Annotated in this window: 22 protein-coding genes; 12 read left to right on the forward strand and 10 right to left on the reverse strand. The window is 59.7% G+C overall.

The features are described 5' to 3' along the window. The first annotated feature begins 108 nt into the window (after nucleotides 1-108). Together ACYVM5_RS18470 and ACYVM5_RS18475 are read left to right on the forward strand one after the other, a co-directional pair. The gene (locus ACYVM5_RS18470) at nucleotides 109-636 is read left to right on the forward strand and encodes a helix-turn-helix domain-containing protein (RefSeq protein ID WP_460619570.1); all 528 of its coding nucleotides are present in this window, start codon (nucleotides 109-111) and stop codon (nucleotides 634-636) included. A gap of 110 nt (nucleotides 637-746) precedes the next feature. Further along, entirely contained in the window at nucleotides 747-1,154 is a 408-nt protein-coding gene (locus ACYVM5_RS18475; protein WP_460619571.1) for a hypothetical protein, read from the forward strand. A 166-nt stretch (nucleotides 1,155-1,320) separates the two neighbouring features. Here the strand turns inward: ACYVM5_RS18475 and ACYVM5_RS18480 are convergent, their stop codons facing one another. The 3 genes from ACYVM5_RS18480 to mtgA all read right to left on the reverse strand — a co-directional run bounded on the left by ACYVM5_RS18480 (nucleotide 1,321) and on the right by mtgA (nucleotide 4,245). Continuing rightward, nucleotides 1,321-2,742, reverse strand: coding sequence for an alpha/beta hydrolase (locus ACYVM5_RS18480; RefSeq protein WP_460620200.1), 1,422 nt, complete (start codon nucleotides 2,740-2,742; stop codon nucleotides 1,321-1,323). A 178-nt stretch (nucleotides 2,743-2,920) separates the two neighbouring features. After that, the gene (locus ACYVM5_RS18485) at nucleotides 2,921-3,379 is read right to left on the reverse strand and encodes a YybH family protein (RefSeq protein ID WP_460619572.1); all 459 of its coding nucleotides are present in this window, start codon (nucleotides 3,377-3,379) and stop codon (nucleotides 2,921-2,923) included. Between the two features lie 104 nt (nucleotides 3,380-3,483). Beyond that, nucleotides 3,484-4,245, reverse strand: coding sequence for a biosynthetic peptidoglycan transglycosylase (gene mtgA / locus ACYVM5_RS18490; RefSeq protein ID WP_460619573.1), 762 nt, complete (start codon nucleotides 4,243-4,245; stop codon nucleotides 3,484-3,486). Nucleotides 4,246-4,399: 154 nt separating this feature from the next. Here mtgA and ACYVM5_RS18495 point away from each other — a divergent pair, with 154 nt between their 5' ends. After that, nucleotides 4,400-5,035 carry an LON peptidase substrate-binding domain-containing protein gene (locus ACYVM5_RS18495; protein ID WP_460619574.1) on the forward strand — a complete coding sequence of 212 codons (636 nt, stop codon included), beginning with the start codon at nucleotides 4,400-4,402 and terminating at the stop codon, nucleotides 5,033-5,035. 171 nt (nucleotides 5,036-5,206) lie between these two features. Here the strand turns inward: ACYVM5_RS18495 and ACYVM5_RS18500 are convergent, their stop codons facing one another. Both ACYVM5_RS18500 and ACYVM5_RS18505 read right to left on the reverse strand, forming a co-directional pair. Then, on the reverse strand, nucleotides 5,207-6,019 hold the full coding sequence (locus ACYVM5_RS18500) for a M48 family metalloprotease (protein ID WP_460619575.1): 813 nt from the start codon (nucleotides 6,017-6,019) through the stop codon (nucleotides 5,207-5,209). 118 nt (nucleotides 6,020-6,137) lie between these two features. Next, nucleotides 6,138-6,932: a murein L,D-transpeptidase catalytic domain family protein gene (locus tag ACYVM5_RS18505; RefSeq protein ID WP_460619576.1), complete on the reverse strand. Its 795-nt coding sequence runs from the start codon at nucleotides 6,930-6,932 to the stop codon at nucleotides 6,138-6,140. A 127-nt stretch (nucleotides 6,933-7,059) separates the two neighbouring features. On the opposite strand from ACYVM5_RS18505, the gene ACYVM5_RS18510 reads away from it, so the two are divergent. Then, a complete protein-coding gene (locus ACYVM5_RS18510; protein ID WP_460619577.1) occupies nucleotides 7,060-7,473 on the forward strand; it encodes a hypothetical protein in 414 nt (137 codons plus the stop codon). Between the two features lie 51 nt (nucleotides 7,474-7,524). Here the strand turns inward: ACYVM5_RS18510 and ACYVM5_RS18515 are convergent, their stop codons facing one another. Both ACYVM5_RS18515 and ACYVM5_RS18520 read right to left on the reverse strand, forming a co-directional pair. Then, a complete protein-coding gene (locus ACYVM5_RS18515) occupies nucleotides 7,525-7,785 on the reverse strand; it encodes a hypothetical protein (protein WP_460619578.1) in 261 nt (86 codons plus the stop codon). 342 nt (nucleotides 7,786-8,127) lie between these two features. Beyond that, the gene (locus ACYVM5_RS18520) at nucleotides 8,128-8,598 is read right to left on the reverse strand and encodes a hypothetical protein (protein WP_460619579.1); all 471 of its coding nucleotides are present in this window, start codon (nucleotides 8,596-8,598) and stop codon (nucleotides 8,128-8,130) included. Between the two features lie 282 nt (nucleotides 8,599-8,880). On the opposite strand from ACYVM5_RS18520, the gene ACYVM5_RS18525 reads away from it, so the two are divergent. Together ACYVM5_RS18525 and ACYVM5_RS18530 are read left to right on the forward strand one after the other, a co-directional pair. After that, entirely contained in the window at nucleotides 8,881-10,512 is a 1,632-nt protein-coding gene (locus ACYVM5_RS18525) for an ABC-F family ATP-binding cassette domain-containing protein (protein ID WP_460619580.1), read from the forward strand. Nucleotides 10,513-10,612: 100 nt separating this feature from the next. Beyond that, nucleotides 10,613-11,437 carry a hypothetical protein gene (locus ACYVM5_RS18530; RefSeq protein ID WP_460619581.1) on the forward strand — a complete coding sequence of 275 codons (825 nt, stop codon included), beginning with the start codon at nucleotides 10,613-10,615 and terminating at the stop codon, nucleotides 11,435-11,437. An 83-nt stretch (nucleotides 11,438-11,520) separates the two neighbouring features. On the opposite strand, the gene ACYVM5_RS18535 is transcribed toward ACYVM5_RS18530, so the two are convergent. Continuing rightward, a complete protein-coding gene (locus tag ACYVM5_RS18535) occupies nucleotides 11,521-11,679 on the reverse strand; it encodes a lmo0937 family membrane protein (RefSeq protein WP_198068261.1) in 159 nt (52 codons plus the stop codon). 216 nt (nucleotides 11,680-11,895) lie between these two features. Here ACYVM5_RS18535 and ACYVM5_RS18540 point away from each other — a divergent pair, with 216 nt between their 5' ends. Next, nucleotides 11,896-12,783, forward strand: a complete 888-nt coding sequence (locus ACYVM5_RS18540; RefSeq protein ID WP_460619582.1) for a 3-hydroxybutyryl-CoA dehydrogenase — start codon at nucleotides 11,896-11,898, stop codon at nucleotides 12,781-12,783. A 179-nt stretch (nucleotides 12,784-12,962) separates the two neighbouring features. Further along, nucleotides 12,963-13,499: a peptide-methionine (S)-S-oxide reductase gene (gene msrA / locus ACYVM5_RS18545; RefSeq protein WP_460619583.1), complete on the forward strand. Its 537-nt coding sequence runs from the start codon at nucleotides 12,963-12,965 to the stop codon at nucleotides 13,497-13,499. A 51-nt stretch (nucleotides 13,500-13,550) separates the two neighbouring features. On the opposite strand, the gene ACYVM5_RS18550 is transcribed toward msrA, so the two are convergent. Then, complete coding sequence (locus ACYVM5_RS18550) at nucleotides 13,551-13,997, reverse strand: hypothetical protein (RefSeq protein WP_460619584.1); 447 nt, start codon at nucleotides 13,995-13,997, stop codon at nucleotides 13,551-13,553. Nucleotides 13,998-14,008: 11 nt separating this feature from the next. Beyond that, a complete protein-coding gene (locus tag ACYVM5_RS18555; RefSeq protein WP_460619585.1) occupies nucleotides 14,009-14,833 on the reverse strand; it encodes a 2,3,4,5-tetrahydropyridine-2,6-dicarboxylate N-succinyltransferase in 825 nt (274 codons plus the stop codon). Nucleotides 14,834-14,945: 112 nt separating this feature from the next. Between ACYVM5_RS18555 and ACYVM5_RS18560 the strand changes: the two genes are divergently transcribed. From ACYVM5_RS18560 to mnmE, 4 genes are all read left to right on the forward strand, one after another. After that, a complete protein-coding gene (locus ACYVM5_RS18560; RefSeq protein WP_460619586.1) occupies nucleotides 14,946-16,094 on the forward strand; it encodes a glycosyltransferase in 1,149 nt (382 codons plus the stop codon). A gap of 112 nt (nucleotides 16,095-16,206) precedes the next feature. Beyond that, nucleotides 16,207-17,217, forward strand: a complete 1,011-nt coding sequence (locus tag ACYVM5_RS18565; protein ID WP_460619587.1) for a 3-oxoacyl-ACP synthase III family protein — start codon at nucleotides 16,207-16,209, stop codon at nucleotides 17,215-17,217. Between the two features lie 95 nt (nucleotides 17,218-17,312). Further along, on the forward strand, nucleotides 17,313-18,011 hold the full coding sequence (locus tag ACYVM5_RS18570) for a metal-dependent transcriptional regulator (RefSeq protein WP_460619588.1): 699 nt from the start codon (nucleotides 17,313-17,315) through the stop codon (nucleotides 18,009-18,011). 58 nt (nucleotides 18,012-18,069) lie between these two features. After that, nucleotides 18,070-19,494: a tRNA modification GTPase gene (gene mnmE, locus ACYVM5_RS18575; RefSeq protein WP_460619589.1), complete on the forward strand. Its 1,425-nt coding sequence runs from the start codon at nucleotides 18,070-18,072 to the stop codon at nucleotides 19,492-19,494. Nucleotides 19,495-19,567 lie beyond the last annotated feature (73 nt).

Consider the following 19,567-nt stretch of genomic DNA (forward strand, 5'->3'; position numbering starts at 1 on the left):
GCAGTGCTTTACGTTTTTCGGCGGGTTCGAAAAACGTAAAGCACTGTCGGATTACAATTTGCTTTACCTTTTCAGCGTTGCGTAGAAGCGTAAAGCAAATTACTTGTGATGCCGACCGATACTATTCTCCTGTTTCCGCGCCTCCGCAGCTTCTTTGGCCTTAGCCAAACGGCCTTGGGCCATTGCCTGGGGCTGGGTAAGCAAATGGTATCCCAGGTCGAGCGCGGCATCCGTCCCCTGCCGCTCCCCGCCGCCCTGCCGCAAGCGGCTCTCACCCTGGCCTACCACAACACCCCGGCCGAGCCCGAACCGGAAGCCCCCGACCCGCACGCGCTGCACAAGCAGCAGCGCGCCTGCCGACTGCGGGCCGACCAGCTCAGCCACGAGCTGGACCAGTTGCCGGCGCGGGCCACCTGGGCGCGGCGCCGGCTGGCGGCCCTGCCCGTGCTCACGGCCGCCCTCACGCCGGCGGGCACCGCGCCGCCGGCGTGGCTGGCCGGTTTCGCGGCCGATGCCCGCGCCGAGGTGGCCCGCAGCGGCAGCACGGCCCAGGCCCGGCTGCGCATTCGCATTGCCGGGCTGCGGGCCGAAGCCGCGGCCGTAGCGCAGGAGCTGGCCGCAACGGAAAACGCCTGAAAAGATTGTGCTGGGTTACTGTGCAATATCTACTAGTATACAGCTGTTTAGGGGGCAGCGGAGCGCGGGAGCGAGCCGGCAGTTTCACCTACCCTTTTACTGTTTACAAAATGGCTTTTTCCACCAACCTCCTCACCACCCAGGCCGAGTGCGACGCGCTGCTCGCCACCAAGCAGCGCGAGCGCACCGGCTTGAACAACCGGCTCAACAACCTCCAGTTTCAGCTCGATAACTGGGACGATTCCACCAGCGCCGGCACGGAGCTCGCCGCCACCCAGGCCCTGATTGCCGGCCTCACGCCCGTAGTAGCCGCCCTGCCCGATGGCGACGACAAGCGCCGCAACCAAAACCAGCTCAACCGCTACGAAACCCGCGTCAACAACCTCACCAGCAAAATGGAGAACTACGGCGCCACTGCCAAGCTCGAAAAAGAGCTGGACCGTGACACCCTCACCAGCGACATTGCCACCCTCGACACGTTCGTGACGGCCGTCACCACTCGCCGCGCCGAGCTGTAGCCTCCATCTTTCGCATGCAAAAAGCCCGCTCCAGACTGGAGCGGGCTTTTTGCATGTTATTGGAGCCTGCTTTTATGGGCTGTTCGTAGGCTCGGTCCGGCCCGCCGCCCCTGCTTCAGCGGCGAATCCACTCGCGGGTTGCTTGGCGTTTGAGGCGATTGAACCGTTACCTGGCCGGCTTCAGGTTCCAGTAATATTGCCCGCCCTGGTTCACCCTGGTCAGCGAGGGGCGCTGGTCCGGGCGCTTCCGGCCCACCAGCAGGCCCCCCAGGTCCGTGAGCACCAGCGGAACATCGGCGAAATATGAATGTCCCAGGCCAAAATTCAGCCCCAGGGCGCTGGGGTCGGCATCTGAGGCCACAATGGTTTCCATGCCGCGCATCAGGTACGGCCCCGTGGTTTCCACCAGGCCCAGCCGGGGGTAGTGGCCGTGTATCTGCCGCGAGGCTTGCAGCGCCCGGTCCTGGCTCGACGCGTAGAGCGTGGTGTGAATGCGGCTCTTCTCCAGCACGGGGGCAATGTTCCGGTTGAACACGTCGGCATCGATGTCGGGCGCGGCCAGAATCAGCTCCTGCACCTTGGCGGCCAGCTCGGGGTGCTCCACTAGCACGTCGCGCATGGCGCGCGCCACCGGCCGGTTGCCCATGCTGTGCGCGATGATGTACACTTGCTGCGCGTTGGTGCGCGTCAGAAAATCAACCAGAAAGGCTTTAAAATCGTCCTGCGCCCATTCGGCGTTCTGCTCGTCTACCACATAAGGCACCAGCTCGGCCTGGGAAGGCCAGCTAAAAAACGTGGGCACCCCCGGAAAGCGCAGGTCGTAGTGCATCTGGGCCGTGCGCCGGGCCGCCTCGTCAAACGCCACGTTGTAGCCGTGCACGAACACAAACGCCGCCGGCTTAGCGCTGCTGATTACCTGTGCGCGCAGTTGCGCAAAAAAAGCGTCTTTGGCCAGCAACTGGGTGCGTTGCAGCACCACGTCCGCATACGGGTTTTCCCGCCCGAATCGCGGCCGCTCCACTTCGCCCATCTGGTGAATGCCCGGAATGGTTACCTCGGCCGTTCCGTAGCGCACGGCCGCCCCCCGCGCCCCCGTAAACGTGCTTACCGGCCCCACCGGCTTGCCCGGCCGGCGGTCGGTGGCGAAGAACACCTGCACCTTCGTGTAGGTCGTGTTCCGGTCTTTCGGTCCCGCGCTGCCCACATTGCCCGCTACCACTTCCACTTTTTTGTCGCCCGACAGCAGGTAATAGGTAGGGAATAACAGCTCCTGGCCCGCAAAATCCTCTTCCCCGGTTTTGTACGTGCGCGAGGCATAGCCCAGGTAGCTCATCGTCAGCGTATAGCTGCCCTTGCGCAGCAATAGGCTGAAGTGCCCGTTGGCATCGGTGGCCACTCCTACGTTTTTCTCTTTCACTACCACCGTTGCCCCGCTCACCGGACGCCCGCCCACCGAATCCAGCACCGTGCCCCGCAGCTCCGCCAGCGAATCGAGCGGCTGGGCAGCCAGCGGTGTTTGGTTCTGGGCGCTGGCCCGCAGGCCCAGGCCTAGCAAGCCCGCCAGCAACAGCCAATTCCCCCCGCTCACCCATTTCAACCGCCTTTTTGCCGGGCTAAGGCTTTGGCAACACTGTTTGCTCACCATTATTCTCTACAGAAAAAGCCGTGGGCAATAAGCACCACTGCCTCAAAGAAAAGAATAATTATATAAAATTCAGACTTTATTCAATTAAATAGTTCGGCTCGGTTTCTGTGCAGCCCCAGCGCTAGTTCGTGTGGTCGGCCACCACCACCCACTTCCCATCCATCTGCCGCAGCACCAGCAGGAAATACCCTTGCAAGTCGCCGAGTGCAGCCGGCCGCGCCAGGTGCCAATGCCCCACCACCTGCGCCGCCGTGGGCGCCACCAGCGTCACGCGCAAACCGCTGAAATCGAGCTGGCCCATAGCGGCCGCATCGGGATAATTTTTCTGGTAGTTGGCCAGCGTAGGCTGCCAGCCATACGTCGGCCCCTTCCGGCCGATGAAGACCAGCGAATCGGATTTCCAATACCCCTCCATAAAGCCGGGGATGTCGCCCCGGTTCCAGGCGGCCGTTTGGGTGGTGAGCACCCGCACAATGGCCTGGCGGGCCGCTGCTGGGTCGGTGGTGGCGGTAGGGCGCGCGGTGGTGCAGCCGACGAGGCTCAGGCAGCACAGGCATATTAGGTACAACATCTGCTGCATAATTTGAACGATTGTAGAGACGCGACCCATCGCGTCTCGGCGTTGAACGATTAATTGGAACGCCCCCAAACGGCGCGACCGCCGAGACGCGATGGGTCGCGTCTCTACTTCAGCATCTCGGCCACGTAGCGCGTCCCGCCCAGGTTGCGCATCAGCCGGAGCACCCGCAGCTGCTTGGCCCGCGCCACCGGCCCGGGATTTGAGGCCCGGAAACGGAGCGGATTGGGCAGCACGCCGGCTAGCAGCGCCGCCTCGGCCGGGCTCACCTGGCTGGCCGGCTTGCCGAAATAGCGCTGGCTGGCGGCCTCCACGCCAAAGGTGCAATCGCCCATCTCGGCCACGCTCAGATACATTTCCATAATGCGGCGCTTGCTCCACAGCGTCTCAATCAACACCGTGAAATACGCCTCGGCCGCTTTGCGCACATAGCTGCGGCCCTGCCACAAAAACACGTTTTTGGCCACCTGCTGCGAAATGGTGCTGCCGCCCACAATGTGCTTGCCGTCGCCATTCCAGTTGCGTTTGGCCGCTTTGGTGAGCGCATCCAGGTCGAAGCCGTGGTGGATGAGGAAGCGCTGGTCTTCGGCGGCCACCAGCGCCAGCGGCACACTGGGCGCAACTTCGTCGAGGGTGCGAAAGCGGTAGCGAATGTGCCGGGGCTCTTCCTGAATGCCGTAGTAGCCCAGGCCCACGGGCGCGTGGGCGCGGCGGTCCAGCATCAGCCAGGTGGCGGGCGGGGCCACCCAGCGGTAAATCAGCACCCAGGCAATGGAAGCCAGAAACAGCGCGGCCGCTACTTGCAGCAACAAGCGTCCTGTTCTTTTGAGCAGTATGGAAACGTCGGGAATCAGCTTGGCAGAAGGCATGGGGCACAAAAATAGCGCGCCCGGCGGGGTTTCGGCTTTCGCACCTACCTTGCCGCGGCTTCGTCTGCTACGGGTTCCATTCGGCCGCCCAAAACCCAACCGCCCGCTCCCGTTGTTGGGTTGGTAGTTACCGTCCTCTTTCGTTTCGCTGCCCATGGCCCGCCTGATTCCGCTGTTCCCCTTAAATCTGGTCGTTTTTCCGGGCGAAAAACTGAACCTGCACATCTTCGAGCCCCGCTACCGGCAGCTGGTGCGCGAGTGCATCGAGCAGAATACCACCTTCGGCATTCCGCCCTACCTCGATAATTCCCTGAGCGAGCTGGGCACCGAAATGCGCTTGGTGAGCGTGGAGCAAACCTACGCCAGCGGCGAGCTCGACATTCGCACCAAGGCCGTGGGCGTGTTTCGCATCAACAAATTCTACCGCCAGGCCCCCGGCAAGCTCTACGCCGGCGGCCTCGTCGAAGACGTGGTGCAGGACGACGAGCCCGACCCGGTGCTGCGTGAAATCATCACCAAACAAGTCCGCCAGCTCTACGAAGCCCTCGGCTTGCGCAAGCTCCTGCTGGAGCTGCCTGCCGATTACTGCATTTTCGATGTGGCCCATCACATCGGCTTCAGCACCGAGCAGGAATACCAGCTCTTGGCCACCACCAGCGAGCAGGAACGCCAGGAAATGGTGCGCGAACACCTCGACACCATCCTGCCCGTCGTCCTCGAAACCGAACGCCTCAAGGACCGGGTGCGGCTCAATGGCCACTTTAAAAACCTGACACCGCCTAACTTCTGACCACGGATTCGCTCGGATTTTTCGGATTTCACGGATTTTGTGGACGTCGCGAAATGCACAACTTTCGTTGACTGACAAAAAAAGGCCACTCGAATGAGTGGCCTTTTTTAGCTTCGGTTAATCGTCCACAAAATCCGTGAAATCCGAAAAATCCGAGCGAATCCGTGGTCCTTATTGCTTCAGCCCGGCCGGTACACCCTGCGGGTATTCGGCTGCAATTTCCTTTTGCAGTTCGCCAATCCGGTTGCCCGGGTCGGGGTGCGTGCTCAGGAATTCGGGCGTGCTGCTGCGGCCTTCCTGGCTTTGCAGCATTTCCATCACTTTTATCATCGAGCGGGGGTCGTAGCCGGCCTGGGGCGTGAAATCCACGGCCAGCTTGTCGGCCTCCAACTCGTCGTTGCGCCCAAAGCGCAGGGTAATAACCTTCGCAATGGCGGCGGCTACGGCCGCCTTGGCCACCGAGCTGCCGGGGCTGTTGGGGTCATAGGAGGCAATGGTAGCAGCCCCCGCCAGGCCCTGCGTCAGGTTCGACTTGGCCACCTGAGCCGCCGAGTGGCGGCCCACCACGTGGCCGATTTCGTGGGCCAGCACACCGGCCAGCTGCCCTTCCGAGGTCAGGTTTTTCAGCAAACCTTGGGTGATGAATACCTGCCCGCCGGGCAACGCAAAGGCGTTAATGGTCTGGTCGTCGGCCAGCAGGTGGAACTGGAACTTGTAGGGCGTCTGGCCGGCTTTCGTGCTGCTGATGATTTTCTGTCCCACCGCCTGCACGGCGGCCGTGGCGCGGGCATCGGGGCTCTCGCCACCGTACTGAGCCGCCATTTCGGGGGCGGCCTGCACGCCTAGGGCAATTTCCTGGTCGGCGCTCATGTTAACGTGTTGGGTTTCGCCGGTTACCTCATTTTTGGAGGTATGGAAAAAGTAACCGAATAGTGACACCGCCGCCACGATGATGGCAATGATGAAGCGGAGATTTAAGCGCATGACAGGGGAAGAAAAAGGGTGAAAAAGAAACGGGCGCAGCCATAGCTCACTGCTACGGGCTGCGCCCGATGCGCTTTAAACGCACCCTTTTCGTTCTGGTTATTCCCGGTGCCTGCTTTTATTGCATTCGGCCCGAGCCCCCGCGCTGGCTGGCAAACGCCGAAGCCGCCGTGTCCACGTTCAGCCACTGCGAGCGGTAGCCCGCCCCCGCCGGGCCGTGCAGGTATATCACGCTGCCCCCCCGAATGGTTTTCACAATGGCCGCCGTCTCGGCTACCGGCAGGGCCGGGCAGCCCTGGCTGCGCCCCAGGCGGCCGTGGGCTTTCACAAAATCTTCGCACACGTACTCGGCTCCGTGCACCACCACCGCCCGGCTTTCGGCATTGGAATTGAAGCCCGGGTCCATGCCCGCGATTTTCAGCGACAGACCGTGTTTGCCCATGTAAGTGGTTGGGGCCGTGCGATAAAATCCCAAGCTGCTCATCTCCGAACCGTCCTTATTCGAAAAAGCCAGCGGCCGGTCTTCCCCGCTCGCTTTGCCGTGCGCCACCAGCGTATGAAACAGCACTTTGCATTTTTCTACGTTGATTACCCACAGCCGCTTTTGCTGGCTGGATTGGCTAAAGTCAATTAGCGTGAGTACCGGTGGCGTGGTGGCATAGTTACCCGTTGAGCGCAGGTTGTAATAGCCCACCAAGCCTTCCTGAAACACCGGCAATGATAGTCCGGATGCCCCCAGGCCCATTTTGGCATACATTGCCACGGCTTGCTGCATAAACGCCACCTGGTAGTAGGCCCGCCGGGCAGGTCCCGGCAGCGCCCCTACGGCTGCTTTTTGGCTCTGGGCCGCCACGGGGTTGGCAGCGGCAAAAAAGCCCAATAGCGCAATAGTGGAAAAAAACTTTCTAGTCATCAAATAATTAAAGCTATATGAGATTTGAATAATTTTTATACAAGCCCCTATACACCGCCAAGCCAAAAATAGTGCTTAGTTTCGCTAAGTCACTACCTCTCCCAAACGTTTATTTCCGCTTTTTCTGATGTCAGCCGCTTTTTTTTCTTCTTTTTTTAAGCAACTGACCGCCGTTACGTTTGGCAGCGTCCTCTTACTTGGCTGTGGGCACGCCCTGCCCCGGGTGCCTGGTTTTGATGCCGCTGCGTGGCGCGCCGACCCCTATGCCTGCAAAAACCAGCGCCGTGCGGCTGTGCCTGCCCTCACCCAGGCCAAAGAGCAGCTCTACGAGGCCCGGGCCGACGACGTGAATGCCCTGCTCGGCCCCCCCGATGAAGAAGAGCTGCGGGCCGGCACCGAAAAAGTCTACTACTACTACCTGGAGCCCGGCTCCCAATGCAACGCGGGCCACGCCCGTTCGGGCGCGCCCTGCATCAGCCTGCGCTTTGGCCCGCTGGGCACCGTCACCGAAGTGCTGACCGACCCGCTCTCATCAAAATAAAAAAGGCCCGCCAAATGAATGGCGGGCCTTTTCGTTTTGATGGAGAAGTTATTAGCCGAGTCCGTTGCCGGTATTGACCGGGGTGCTGTTGGGCTGGCCGTTTTGCTGCTGGAGCTGGCTGAGCTGCGACGGCGTGAGAATGCGGCTGCATTCCTGCTCAAACTGCGCTTCCAGCTCGGCGGCCTTGGCGGCACGGGTGGCCTCGTCGGTTTTGTATTGCTGGTCGATGCTGTGCAGGCCAGCAAGCTTGGTACGATTCAGGGGCAACAGCTTCAAAAACTGCCCCTCATTGAGTTGGAGGCGTTTGGTCATCTCCCGGGTTTCGGCTACGGCGGCTTCCTCAGCGGACGATTTCCGCGTTATGCCGCTCTTTACTGCTGGGTGTTCGGAAAGCCTATCAGCCATCTGTGCACGGGCTGAGAAAGAAGCCAGTGCGAAAACGATTATGAGAGAATACTTGGACATAAAAGACATCTTTTTGTCAGCAAACAAGTGCTGATTTTCTCCTAAACGCCTGCAAGTTATTATTTAGTTTCTGTTTTGTCTAATTTTTCTTATAAAATCTAAAAAACACAATACTGCATGGCCCCAAAAAAGGCCCTTGAAAGGGCCCTTTTTTCGTGGAATATTTACTCGCAAAGCATCTACAGCCAGCTACTCGATACCGGCTATAGCCTGATGTTCAGAGACTTTAAAGTATTGCATGGCAATGAGCGACGTAACCACCCCGGTCATGGTGCCCAGTAGGATGATGCCCAAGCCGCCAATGAGCACTCCAAGGTCGGCACCGAACAAGTCCCGGGCCTGAATTTGCCGCACCGCCGCCTGGCTAATTCCGCCCAGCAACCAGAAGAATGCGCCCAGCAACACCGAGGCTGACAGGGCCGTGATGATGCCGGTGCTAAACCCCTGGAAGTAAGACATGTGCCGCCCCTTTGCTTGCTTGAGCCGGCGAATGGAAAGCACCACGCCCGCCGCCAGAATGAAGATATCGAGCGTACCAGCTTCTATTTTACCCAGAAAGCCGGCCAGCGCGGCAATACCGGTGTAGGCTACCAACACGGCGGCCGTAATTGCGCCCATGCGGAAGCCGTTGCTTTCGGAAGTCAATTGATTGTCTGCCATGCCCGTAAGAGGTAAAAAGTGAAGAATAGGCCGGCTTGCCGGCAACTACTGCTATGCTTAGCTATACTTGCCCCGGTGGCCGAGGGTTGTATCCAAAAGGCTCGGGGGCGGGGCCACGCCGTGGGTGCCCCCGGGCACTAATTGCCCTGCTAGTTAGTTATTTTCGTCAGGCTTGTCAACTACTTTTTTCGCAACGATTCCAACGGGGGTCCTGTTGCGTAATTTTGCCGGGCTGCCGCGTGCCAAATGCGCGGTTTTTGTGAGCTACTATTTTCTGACTGAATGATTTCCACCTCCAATGTGAGCCTGCGCTACGGGAAGCGCGTGCTGTTTGAAGATGTTACCGTTAAATTCCTGCCAGGCAACGTATATGGCCTTATTGGGGCCAATGGCGCGGGCAAGTCGACTTTCCTGAAAATCCTTTCGGGCGAAATTGAGCCCAACACTGGCTCGGTGGAAATGCCGGCCGGCCAGCGTCTGGCCGTGCTCAAGCAGAACCAGTTTGCCTACGACGACCAGCCCGTGCTGCAAACCGTGATTCAGGGCCACCAGCGCCTGGCGGAGGTGATGAAGGAAAAGGACGCCCTCTACGCCAAGTACGACGCGGGCACCGCCACCGATGCCGACGGCGAGCGCCTGGGTGTGCTCGAAGGCGAGTTTGCCGATATGAACGGCTGGGACGCCGACTACCAGGCCGCCGAGCTGCTCTCCGGCCTGGGCATCACCGAAGACAAGCACTATTCGCTGATGGCCGACCTCGGCGCCAGCGAAAAAGTGCGTGTGCTGCTCGCCCAGGCCCTGTTTGGCAACCCGGACGTGCTGCTGCTTGATGAACCAACCAACAACCTCGACGCCGAGAGCGTGCTCTGGCTGGAGAACTTCCTCGACAACTTCGAGAATACGGTGATTGTGGTGAGCCACGACCGCCACTTCCTCGACGCCGTGTGTAACTACATGGCCGACCTGGACTTTTCGAAAATCACAATGTACCCCGGCAACTACTCGTTCTGGTACGAGAGCAGCCAGCTGGCCCTGCGCCAGCGCCAGGACGTGAACAAGAAAACGGAGGACAAGCGCAAAGAGCTCGAAGAGTTTGTGCGCCGCTTCTCGGCCAACGCCTCGAAATCGAAGCAGGCCACCAGCCGCCAGAAGCTGCTGCAAAAGCTAACGCTGGAGGAAATCAAGCCTTCCTCGCGCCGCTACCCCTACATCGCCTTCAAGCCCGAGCGCGAAGCCGGCAACCAGTTGCTGGCCGTGGAAGGCGTGAGCAAGACCGTGGATGGCCAGTCGGTGCTGAAAAACGTGACCTTCACGCTTGACAAAGGCGATAAAGTGGCCATCGTGGGCCGCGACGACCGAGCGGCTTCCCTCCTGTTCGACATCATTTTTGGTGAAGCCAAGGCCGACAAAGGGGAGTATAAGTGGGGCACCACCATCACGCCCAGCTATTTCCCGAAGGAAAACAGTGCCTTCTTCCAGGCCGACAACATGAACCTGGTGGACTGGCTGCGGCAGTATTCGACAGACAAAGACGAGAGCTTTGTGCGCGGCTGGCTGGGCCGGATGCTGTTTTCGGGCGAAGAGTCGCAGAAAAAGCCCAACGTGCTGAGCGGCGGCGAGAAAGTGCGCTGCATGCTCTCGAAAATGATGCTGGAAAGCGGCAACGTGCTGGTGCTGGATGACCCGACGAACCACCTGGACCTGGAAAGCATTCAGGCCCTGAACAATGGTTTGAAGGAATTTACCGGCTCGCTCATCTTTGCCTCGCACGACTTGCAGTTCATCGACACGGTGGCCAACCGCATCATCGAGCTCACGCCCGATGGCATCATCGACCGGCGCATGAATTACGAAGAATACCTGGCCGATGAAACGCTGAAGGCCCAGCGCCAGAAAATGTACCAAATAGCCTAAGCAATCGACGAATGGCGGCCGGAAAATGAATAATTTTCCGGCCGCTTTCGTTATCTGGCCAGGTACATTTACCCTTCTTACGTCCCTTTACTCCCTTCGCATGAAACGTCATTTGCTTCCGGTGCTGCTGTTGGTTGCGGCGGCTGGGCTGCCCACCTTCCGGGCCCAGGCCCAGGACAAGCCTGTGCTGAACACGGCCCCGCCTGCGCCACAGCCCGCCCAGCCCCGGCCCGTGGAGCCCACGCCGGCCCCCGCCACCACCCCGGAACCCGCGCCCGAGCCAACGTACAACGCCCCGGTGCAGTCGACCCCCGACGCGCCTTCGGGCCTTGATTTCCCCAACCGCAAGAATACCAAAGCCGGCGGTGCCGAAGACAAGCCGCCGACGAAGAAGTTTCTGTACACCAACCTGGGCTTGGGCTACACTTCGGTGGATGGCATCAGTAATTTCAACGTCAGCCTGGCACCCGCGCTGGGCTACCGCATCACCGATAAGTTTGCCGTGGGGCCAGGCATTTCATATGCCTACAACAACTACTCGCTTTCGCCCGACAACTTTTACCGTACCTACGGCTTCCCTTACCCCACCCCCAGTGGTACCCTGACGGCCGCCGGGGCCAACAGCCTTTCGAGCAGCAGCCTGGGGTTTAAGGTTTTTGCGCAGTACATCGTGTACAAGGAATTCTTTATTCACGGCGAATACGAGGTTACCAATGCGCAGCTAGCTGGCTACGACCGCGACAATTACCTGGTAAAAATCAACCGCACCGTGAGCTCACCGCTGGCGGGCATTGGCTACCGCTCGTATTTGGGCGAGAACGTGGCCGTTGATGTATTGGGGCTGTATAATTTTGGCAATTCCGTTTTCTCGCTCTATCCCGGATTCAATCTGCGCTTCAGCTTGCTATTCAACATTGGAAAATAGCAAAACCAAACAAACACAAAAAAGCCGCGCTGGATATACCAGCGCGGCTTTTTTGTGTTTTTAAATTAACCCTTGGGGGTGCGTTAGACAGCGCTTCGGCCACTAATAACACGCAGCAGGATGGCGATGATGGCAATAACCAGCAGGACGTGAATGATGCCGCCGGTGAAGTAGCCACCGAAGAAGCTAACAGCCCAGATGATGACCAGAATGACGGCGATGATATACAGAAGGTTGCCCATGGCTTGGAGGTATTAAGAAGAATGAAGGGGAGGTGAAAAAATGTTAGAGAAGTGTCTCTGGGGCTTTGTACGGGGTGTTTATTAAAAGGATATATTAATTGAAAAAATATTTCATTAATCGCAAACAAAAACGCCGGTTACTAATGCTACCGTAGCTTTGTGGCGGCGGCCCGCTGGGCTGCTGTTCTTATCCCACCCACTCTTTTTCCGATACTTATGAACGTCGCCGTTATTGGCTCCGGCACCATGGGCAATGGCATTGCCCACGTATTTGCGCAGCACGGTTTTTCGGTTTCTCTCATCGACATCAACCAGCCGGCCCTGGACCGCGCCCTGGGCACCATCACCAAAAACCTGGACCGCCAGGTGGCCAAAGCCACCCTGAGCGAAGACGATAAGACGGCCACCCTGGGCCGATTGAAGACGTTTACCTCCATTGCCGATGGCGTGGCGGGTGTGGGCCTGGTGGTGGAAGCCGCCACCGAAAACGTGGACCTCAAGCTGCAAATTTTCCGCGACCTCGACCAGTACGCGCCCGCCGATGCCATTCTGGCTTCTAATACGTCGTCGATTTCCATCACCAAAATTGCGGCCGTGACCAAGCGGCCCCAGCAGGTGATTGGCATGCACTTCATGAACCCCGTGCCGGTGATGAAGCTGGTGGAGGTGATTCGGGGCTACGCCACTTCGGATGCGGTGACGCAGCAGGTAATGGACCTCTCGCGCCAGCTGGGCAAAACGCCGACGGAGGTAAACGACTACCCCGGTTTCGTGGCCAACCGCATTCTGATGCCGATGATTAACGAGGCCATCATCACGCTGTTTGAGGGCGTGGCGGGCGTGGAGGAGATTGACACGGTGATGAAGCTGGGCATGGCCCACCCGATGGGCCCGCTCCAGCTGGCCGATTTCATTGGGCTGGATGTGTGCCTGGCCATTTTGCGGGTGCTGCATGAGGGCCTGGGCAACCCCAAATACGCCCCCTGCCCGCTGCTGGTGAACATGGTGATGGCCGGCCGCCTGGGCGTGAAGTCGGGCGAGGGCTTCTACCAGCACACGGCGGGCTCGAAGGAGCTGGTGGTGGCCGCGCGGTTTCGGAAGTAGAAGCTATCGATGGAAAGAAAGCCGTTCGCACGCCCATGCGAACGGCTTTTTGGTTTGCAGGAAGTGCCTTGCACGCCCGTGCGCCGGCCACCAATTAGTAGCAGGTCATAGCTGTAAGGAAATAACCTGCGCCACGTCTACCGCGTTGTTATCAAACACAACGAATCAATTTCCTACCCATGCAAAAAGCAACATTTGGCGCCGGCTGCTTCTGGTGCGTCGAGGCCGTATTTCAGAACCTGAAGGGCGTGGAGAAAGTGGTGTCCGGCTACGCCGGGGGCCGCATCGCCAACCCGACTTATAAGGAAGTGTGCAGTGGCCTCACGGGCCACAACGAGGTTATCGACATCACCTTCGACCCGGCCGTTATCAGCTACAAGGAGCTGCTCGAAATCTTCTGGAAAACCCACGACCCGACCACCCTCAACCGCCAGGGCAACGACGTGGGTACGCAGTACCGCTCGGGCATCTATTACCACAACGAGGAGCAGAAGCAGCTGGCCGAGGAGTATAAAAAGAAGCTCAACGACAACCACGCTTTCCCCAACCCGGTGGTGACGGAGATTCTGCCCGCCCCCGCATTCTACCCCGCCGAGGACTACCACCAGAACTACTTCAACCTGCACGGCCACGAGCCTTATTGCCAGTTTGTGGCCCGGCCCAAGGTAGATAAAGTGAAGGCGCTGTTTGGCGAGAAGCTGAAAGCGGGCGTGTAATTTATCCGCTTTGTTGTAATAAAAAAGCCCGCTAACTAGCGGGCTTTTTTATTACCATGCATTACGATTAAGCATATCATTCACGGCTTCAAACTTTGCATCAGTCCAGCCAGTGCCAAAGTTTACATAGAACTTCTCTTGGCCATTATAAAATAATGCCCAGACTCTAGCGGTTCGGTTGCGACCTATGCTGCGAATAATAAACCTACCGTCCACACGGTCATATCTCAATACAACTTCCGTGAAGCTGCGAAATAAGCGTTGGTATTTCACCACACCCGCAGCCCTATCGACATAGATAAACAATAGCGGCCCCTCAAATGCTAAAAATAACCAAAACGCGAAATTCATATAGCCAATTCCGCCGGAGAATTCAGCATAGGCGAAACGATGATGAGGCTCGGAATACAATACTGGTCCTGCTGTCAGAACTATCGCTACTAAATTTAGAAGCAATAGAGTCGCCAGCAACCGCCAATACCCAATCCTGAATATCATCCCGAATCCAATTATACGCTCACTCCAAAGTCCCGCAGCGCATCGTTGAGCGACGTTTTCAAATCGGTACTGGGCTTGCGCTGGCCGATGATGAGGGCGCAGGGCACCTGGTACTCGCCGGCCGGGAACTGCTTCGGAATAGAGCCGGGAATGACCACCGAGCGCGGCGGCACGTAGCCGCGGTACTCTTTGGGCTCAGAGCCGGTTACGTCGATGATTTTGGTGCTGCCGGTGATGGTGACGCCCGCACCAATCACGGCCTCCTTGCCGATGCGGCAGCCTTCCACGAGGATGCTGCGCGAGCCAATGAAAGCGCCGTCTTCGATGATGACGGGGGCGGCCTGTACTGGCTCGAGAACGCCGCCGAGGCCCACGCCGCCGCTCAGGTGCACGCCTTTGCCCACCTGGGCGCAGCTGCCCACAGTGGCCCAGGTGTCCACCATCGTGCCCTCGCCCACGTAGGCACCGATGTTGGTGTAGCTGGGCATGAGAATGACACCGGGGGCCAAAAACGCACCGTAACGGGCCACGGCGGGCGGCACCACGCGCACCAGCTGGCCGGCATAGTCGGTTTTGAGCAGCATTTTGTCATGGTATTCGAAGGGGCCCACTTCCTGCGTGCTCATCTGGCGGATGGGGAAGTAGAGAATCACGGCCTTTTTCACCCATTCGTTGATGGTCCACTCGCCGCCGTCTTCGGCGGGCGGGGTGGCCACGCGCAGGCGGCCTTTGTCGAGCTCTTCGATGACGTGCTCGATGGCGGCTTTGGTTTCGGGGGTTTGGAGCAGGGCGCGGTCGGCCCAGGCGGCTTCGATTTGGGTTTGCAGGTCGGACATCGGACGAGGCGAAAAAGATGAATGGGAAAAGCCGTCGGCAATGGCGGAAGCGGCTTGGAAGCCGCAAAACTACCATCTTTGGAGTGTGCTTGGCTTCGGTTCTTCTCAATTTGTGGTTTTGCTGGCCTCGGTGCTGAAGCCCGTGGACGATACCCGCATGCGGGGCAAGTTTGCCGAAACGCTTATAGAACGGCCGCAGGTGCAGGTTCACGTAGCGGGCCGGGATGCGGCAGCGCCTTTGGCTACTTCAGATGCACGCGGCATTTTTCAGCACGGCATCTTCCGGGGTTCGCGCCTGAGCCTGAACCGGCTGGCCGCGCAGGGGCACTACTGGCGCTTGCTGCGGGTATTAAAACCCGCCGTCGTTATCGTACACGCCCCAGAGCTGCTGCCGCTCACGCTGCTGTGGCAGGCGCTGGGCCGGGGCCGTAAGTTTATCTACGACATCCGTGAAAACTACGCGCTGAATGTTTCGACGCAGCGCGTGTACCAGGGCCTCACGCGGCACTGGCTGGCGGCCGGGCTGCGCTGGGTGGAGGCGCGGGCGGCGCGGCGGGCGGCGGGCGTTGTCCTGGCCGAAGCCAGCTACGCGGCCGAGCTGCCATTCCTGAATGAGTTGCCGCCGGGCCGTGCGGTGGTGCTCGAAAACAAGTACCAGCCCCATTCAGGCGAAACGCTACGCCAGCAACCGATACAGATGCCGCCCCCCACCGAGCCGCTTCGCCTGCTGTATTCCGGCACCATTTCCGAGCTCAACGGCGTGTGGGAAGCCATTGCCCTGGCCGAGCAGTTCCGCGTCGCGTGGCCCGGCGGGGCGCGGCTCACCATCATCGGCTTCTGCCAGCAGCCGGAGCTGTTGCGGCAGTTAAAGCAAAAGGCCACGGCGCACGCCGATTGGCTCACGCTCATTGGCGGGTTTGAACCGGTACCCCACGATGAAATCGTGGCTGAAATCAACCGCAGCCACCTGGGCTTGCTGGCCTACCGGCCGCACCCCAGCTCGGAGCGCTGCCGGCCCACCAAGCTGTTTGAGTATCTGGCGCACGGGCTGCCGGTGCTGGCCTCGCCTAATCCGCTGTGGCAGGAGCTGCTGGATGCCCACGGTGCGGGCCTGTCGGTTGGCTTCGGACAGCCAGTTGATGCATCTGCTTTGGTAGCCCGGCTGCAAAGCCACTTCTTCTATCCTAATGGTATCCCCACCGACGTACTCTGGGCCGGCGAAGGCAAAAAATTGTGGCATTTGCTGGATACTGTGATTTAACCTGCCACCTTTGCGCCCCAATTTGCCCGTAGCACGTAGTTACTTCACTGATTTTATTCCGGCCCTCGCGGCGGTTCTCACTCCCTAGTCCACTTTTTTTCTCCCACCATCCATGGCAACTTTACGTCACTCATTCATCGCCGGGGTCGGCCACTACGTTCCCTCTCGCGTGGTTAAAAACGCCGAGCTGGAGCCGATGATGAACACCTCCGATGCCTGGATTCAGGAGCGCACCGGCATTCAGGAGCGGCGCTGGTTCGAGGAAGGCACCGACACCACCGCCAACATGGGCGCCAACGCCGCCCGCAAAGCCTTGGACATGGCCGGCGTGGAGGCCAACGACGTGCAGATGATTGTGTTTGCCACGCTCTCGCCCGACTACTTTTTCCCCGGCTCCGGCGTACTCATGCAGCGCGAGTTGGGCATGACCAACAATTGCCCGGCCCTCGATGTGCGCAACCAGTGCTCGGGCTTCATCTATGCCCTTTCGGTGGCCGACCAGTTTATCCGCACCGGCATGTACGACACGGTGCTGGTGGTGGGCTCCGAAATCCACTCCTCCGGCCTCGATAAAACGCCCGAAGGCCGTGGCGTATCCGTTATTTTCGGCGATGGCGCGGGTGCCATGGTGCTCCGCCCCAGCACGTCGGATGAGCACGCCATCCTCAGCACGCACCTCCACGCCCAGGGCGAGCACGCCGAGGAGCTCATCGTGAAAGAGCCCAGCTCGAACCGCGATAACCGCGTGGAATACATCATGGCCAACAAAGCCGAGCTCTACCCCTACATGAACGGCCAGAACGTGTTCAAGCACGCCGTGGTGCGCTTTCCGCAGGTCATCAAGGAGGCGCTCGACCAAAATGGTCTGCAGGCCTCGGACATCGACATGCTCATCCCGCACCAGGCCAACCTGCGCATCACCCAGTACGTGCAGCAGAAAATGGGCCTCGGCGATGACAAGGTGTTCAGCAACATCCAGCGCTACGGCAACACCACCGCCGCCTCGGTACCGCTGGCCTTCAGCGAAGCCGTGCAGGAAGGCAAAATCAAGCGCGGCGACCTCGTGTGCCTGGCTGCCTTTGGCTCGGGCTTCACCTGGGCTTCGGCGCTGTTGAAATTTTAAGTAGCTAATTTTTAGGTTGAGCAGTTTGGGCCGGTGTGAAGCACGCATTTTTACATGCAGCTTTGCACTGGCCCTCCTGTTCCGGCCCTGTCAGCATGAGCGACTCCCCGTCTACAATACCATCCGCCAAACTGCCCAGCCACACCGAGGAAAATTACCTCAAAGCCATTTTCAAGCTGGCCGAAGCCGAGCCGGACACGGCGGGCGTGAGCACCAACCGCATCGCGGCGGCGCTGGACACCCGCGCCGCTTCCGTCACGGACATGCTGCGCCGCCTGGCCGAAAAGGGCCTGCTGAACTACGAGAAATACCGTGGCGTGCAGCTCACGGCCGAAGGCCAGCGGCTGGCCCTGCTCACCATCCGCAAGCACCGGCTGTGGGAGGTTTTTCTGGTGCAGCAGCTCGGCTTCAACTGGGATGAGGTGCACGAAGTGGCCGAGGAGCTGGAGCACGTACAGTCGCCGCTGCTCATGCGCCGCCTCGATGCCTTCCTGGGCCACCCCGCCCTCGACCCCCACGGCGACCCCATTCCGGCCGAGGACGGGGCCATCCGCCGCCCCGCCCACCGCCTGCTCGCCGACCTCTGCACGGGCGAATCTGGCACCCTGGCGGCCGTCAAAAACACCTCTGCACCCTTCTTGCAATACCTCGACAAAGTGGGCCTACAGCTCGGAGCCATGATTGAAGTACTGGATAAGGTAGCCTTCGATAATTCATTTGAGCTCAGAATAAACCGTGAGCGCACCGCCCTCATTTCAGCCGAAGTAAGCCGCAATCTGTTTGTAACTGCGTAGGCTTACGACGAGCCCGGCAACTACAAAATCCGATTAATCCGGCGAATCCGAAAAAACCGTGGTCCAGACAATTTTCTCCGACACCATCGTCGCCTTGTCGACGCCGCCGGGCGCGGGCGCGCTGGCCGTCATCCGCCTTTCCGGACCGTCCGCCGTGGCCATCACGGCTGCCGTGTTCTCCAAAAAGAGCTTCGCCGAAGCGGCCGGCAACACCCTGCACTACGGCACCCTGCGCGACCCCAACGGCGGCGAAATACTCGACGAAGTCGTGGTCGGCCTCTTCCGCGCCCCAAAGTCATTTACCCGCGAAGACGTGGTCGAAATCAGCTGCCACGGCTCCGACTACGTGGTGCGCCAGGTGCTGGCCCTACTCCTGCGCCACGGCGCGCGCCTGGCCGAAGCCGGTGAGTTCACCAAGCGCGCTTTCATCAGCGGAGCCATGGACCTGGCCCAGGCCGAAGCCGTGGCCGACCTCATTGCCGCCGATTCCGCCCTCAGCCATAAAATAGCGCTAAACCAGCTGCGCGGTGGCTTTTCGCAGGAGCTACGCGAACTGCGCGCCCGCCTCATTAAGTTTGCCGCGCTACTGGAGCTGGAACTGGATTTCGGCGAAGAAGACGTGGAGTTTGCCGACCGCACCGGCCTGGCCGCGCTGCTGGCCGAAGTGCGCGGCGTAGTGCTGGGCCTGCTCCGCTCCTTCGAGCTGGGCAATGTCATCAAAAATGGTATCACCACCGTCATTGCCGGTCGGCCCAACGCCGGCAAATCCACGCTACTCAACGCCCTGCTGCGCGAAGAGCGCGCCATTGTGTCGGCCATTCCCGGCACCACCCGCGACTTTATTGAGGACGAGGTGAGCATCGACGGCCTGCGCTTCCGCTTCGTTGACACCGCCGGTCTGCGTGAGGACACGGCCGATGAAGTGGAAGCCATTGGCGTGGCCCGTACCCGGGAGCGGGTGCGCAAGGCGTCGTTGCTGCTCTATTTGTTTGATTTAACAGAAATGACGCCGACAGAAGTAAGCGCCGAAATCCAGGTGCTGACCGCTGGGCTAAAGCTGCCCGTGCTGGCGGTGGGCAATAAGACTGACCTGGCTTCCGCTGAATCTATTGCCGCTTTTGAAACTGAGTTTCAGGACAGCCTCGCGGGCAAAAACGCTGAAATACCGCTGATACTGCTGGCTGCCGGACAGAATCAAGGCATTGAAGCGTTGCAAACGGCCTTGGTAAAGCAGGTACGCGGCTCCACGCTCGAAAACAACGCCTCCGCTACCATTGTGACCAACGTGCGTCATGCCCGCGCCCTCGAAACCGCCGCCGCCCACCTCGCCGCCGTGCAAACCGGCCTCGATACCGGCTTTGGCACCGAGCTTTTGGCCGCCGACCTCCGCCACGCCCTGGCGGCGCTGGGAGAAATCACCGGCGAAATTTCTTCCGAAGATTTGCTCACCAGCATTTTCACCCAGTTCTGCATCGGGAAATAATCCGTTCTTCATACTCCATTGTGAACTTGCAGGCTAAATCGACGCAAACGTTGCCAAACGGCGTATTCCGGCT

It is taken from the genome of Hymenobacter ruber (genome assembly GCF_054783255.1).

Bases quoted from the DNA above. Each gene is read 5' to 3' on its own strand.
- ACYVM5_RS18510 (WP_460619577.1), top strand. From the start codon at position 7,060: ATGTCAGCCGCTTTTTTTTCTTCTTTTTTTAAGCAACTGACCGCCGTT.
- msrA (WP_460619583.1), top strand. From the start codon at position 12,963: ATGCAAAAAGCAACATTTGGCGCCGGCTGCTTCTGGTGCGTCGAGGCC.
- ACYVM5_RS18515 (WP_460619578.1), bottom strand. From the start codon at position 7,785: ATGACCAAACGCCTCCAACTCAATGAGGGGCAGTTTTTGAAGCTGTTG.
- ACYVM5_RS18535 (WP_198068261.1), bottom strand. From the start codon at position 11,679: ATGGGCAACCTTCTGTATATCATCGCCGTCATTCTGGTCATCATCTGG.
- mtgA (WP_460619573.1), bottom strand. From the start codon at position 4,245: ATGCCTTCTGCCAAGCTGATTCCCGACGTTTCCATACTGCTCAAAAGA.
- ACYVM5_RS18555 (WP_460619585.1), bottom strand. From the start codon at position 14,833: ATGTCCGACCTGCAAACCCAAATCGAAGCCGCCTGGGCCGACCGCGCC.
- ACYVM5_RS18470 (WP_460619570.1), top strand. From the start codon at position 109: ATGCCGACCGATACTATTCTCCTGTTTCCGCGCCTCCGCAGCTTCTTT.
- ACYVM5_RS18495 (WP_460619574.1), top strand. From the start codon at position 4,400: ATGGCCCGCCTGATTCCGCTGTTCCCCTTAAATCTGGTCGTTTTTCCG.
- ACYVM5_RS18530 (WP_460619581.1), top strand. From the start codon at position 10,613: ATGAAACGTCATTTGCTTCCGGTGCTGCTGTTGGTTGCGGCGGCTGGG.
- ACYVM5_RS18570 (WP_460619588.1), top strand. From the start codon at position 17,313: ATGAGCGACTCCCCGTCTACAATACCATCCGCCAAACTGCCCAGCCAC.
- ACYVM5_RS18500 (WP_460619575.1), bottom strand. From the start codon at position 6,019: ATGCGCTTAAATCTCCGCTTCATCATTGCCATCATCGTGGCGGCGGTG.
- ACYVM5_RS18525 (WP_460619580.1), top strand. From the start codon at position 8,881: ATGATTTCCACCTCCAATGTGAGCCTGCGCTACGGGAAGCGCGTGCTG.
- ACYVM5_RS18540 (WP_460619582.1), top strand. From the start codon at position 11,896: ATGAACGTCGCCGTTATTGGCTCCGGCACCATGGGCAATGGCATTGCC.
- ACYVM5_RS18475 (WP_460619571.1), top strand. From the start codon at position 747: ATGGCTTTTTCCACCAACCTCCTCACCACCCAGGCCGAGTGCGACGCG.
- ACYVM5_RS18520 (WP_460619579.1), bottom strand. From the start codon at position 8,598: ATGGCAGACAATCAATTGACTTCCGAAAGCAACGGCTTCCGCATGGGC.
- ACYVM5_RS18505 (WP_460619576.1), bottom strand. From the start codon at position 6,932: ATGACTAGAAAGTTTTTTTCCACTATTGCGCTATTGGGCTTTTTTGCC.
- ACYVM5_RS18550 (WP_460619584.1), bottom strand. From the start codon at position 13,997: ATGATATTCAGGATTGGGTATTGGCGGTTGCTGGCGACTCTATTGCTT.
- ACYVM5_RS18485 (WP_460619572.1), bottom strand. From the start codon at position 3,379: ATGCAGCAGATGTTGTACCTAATATGCCTGTGCTGCCTGAGCCTCGTC.
- ACYVM5_RS18565 (WP_460619587.1), top strand. From the start codon at position 16,207: ATGGCAACTTTACGTCACTCATTCATCGCCGGGGTCGGCCACTACGTT.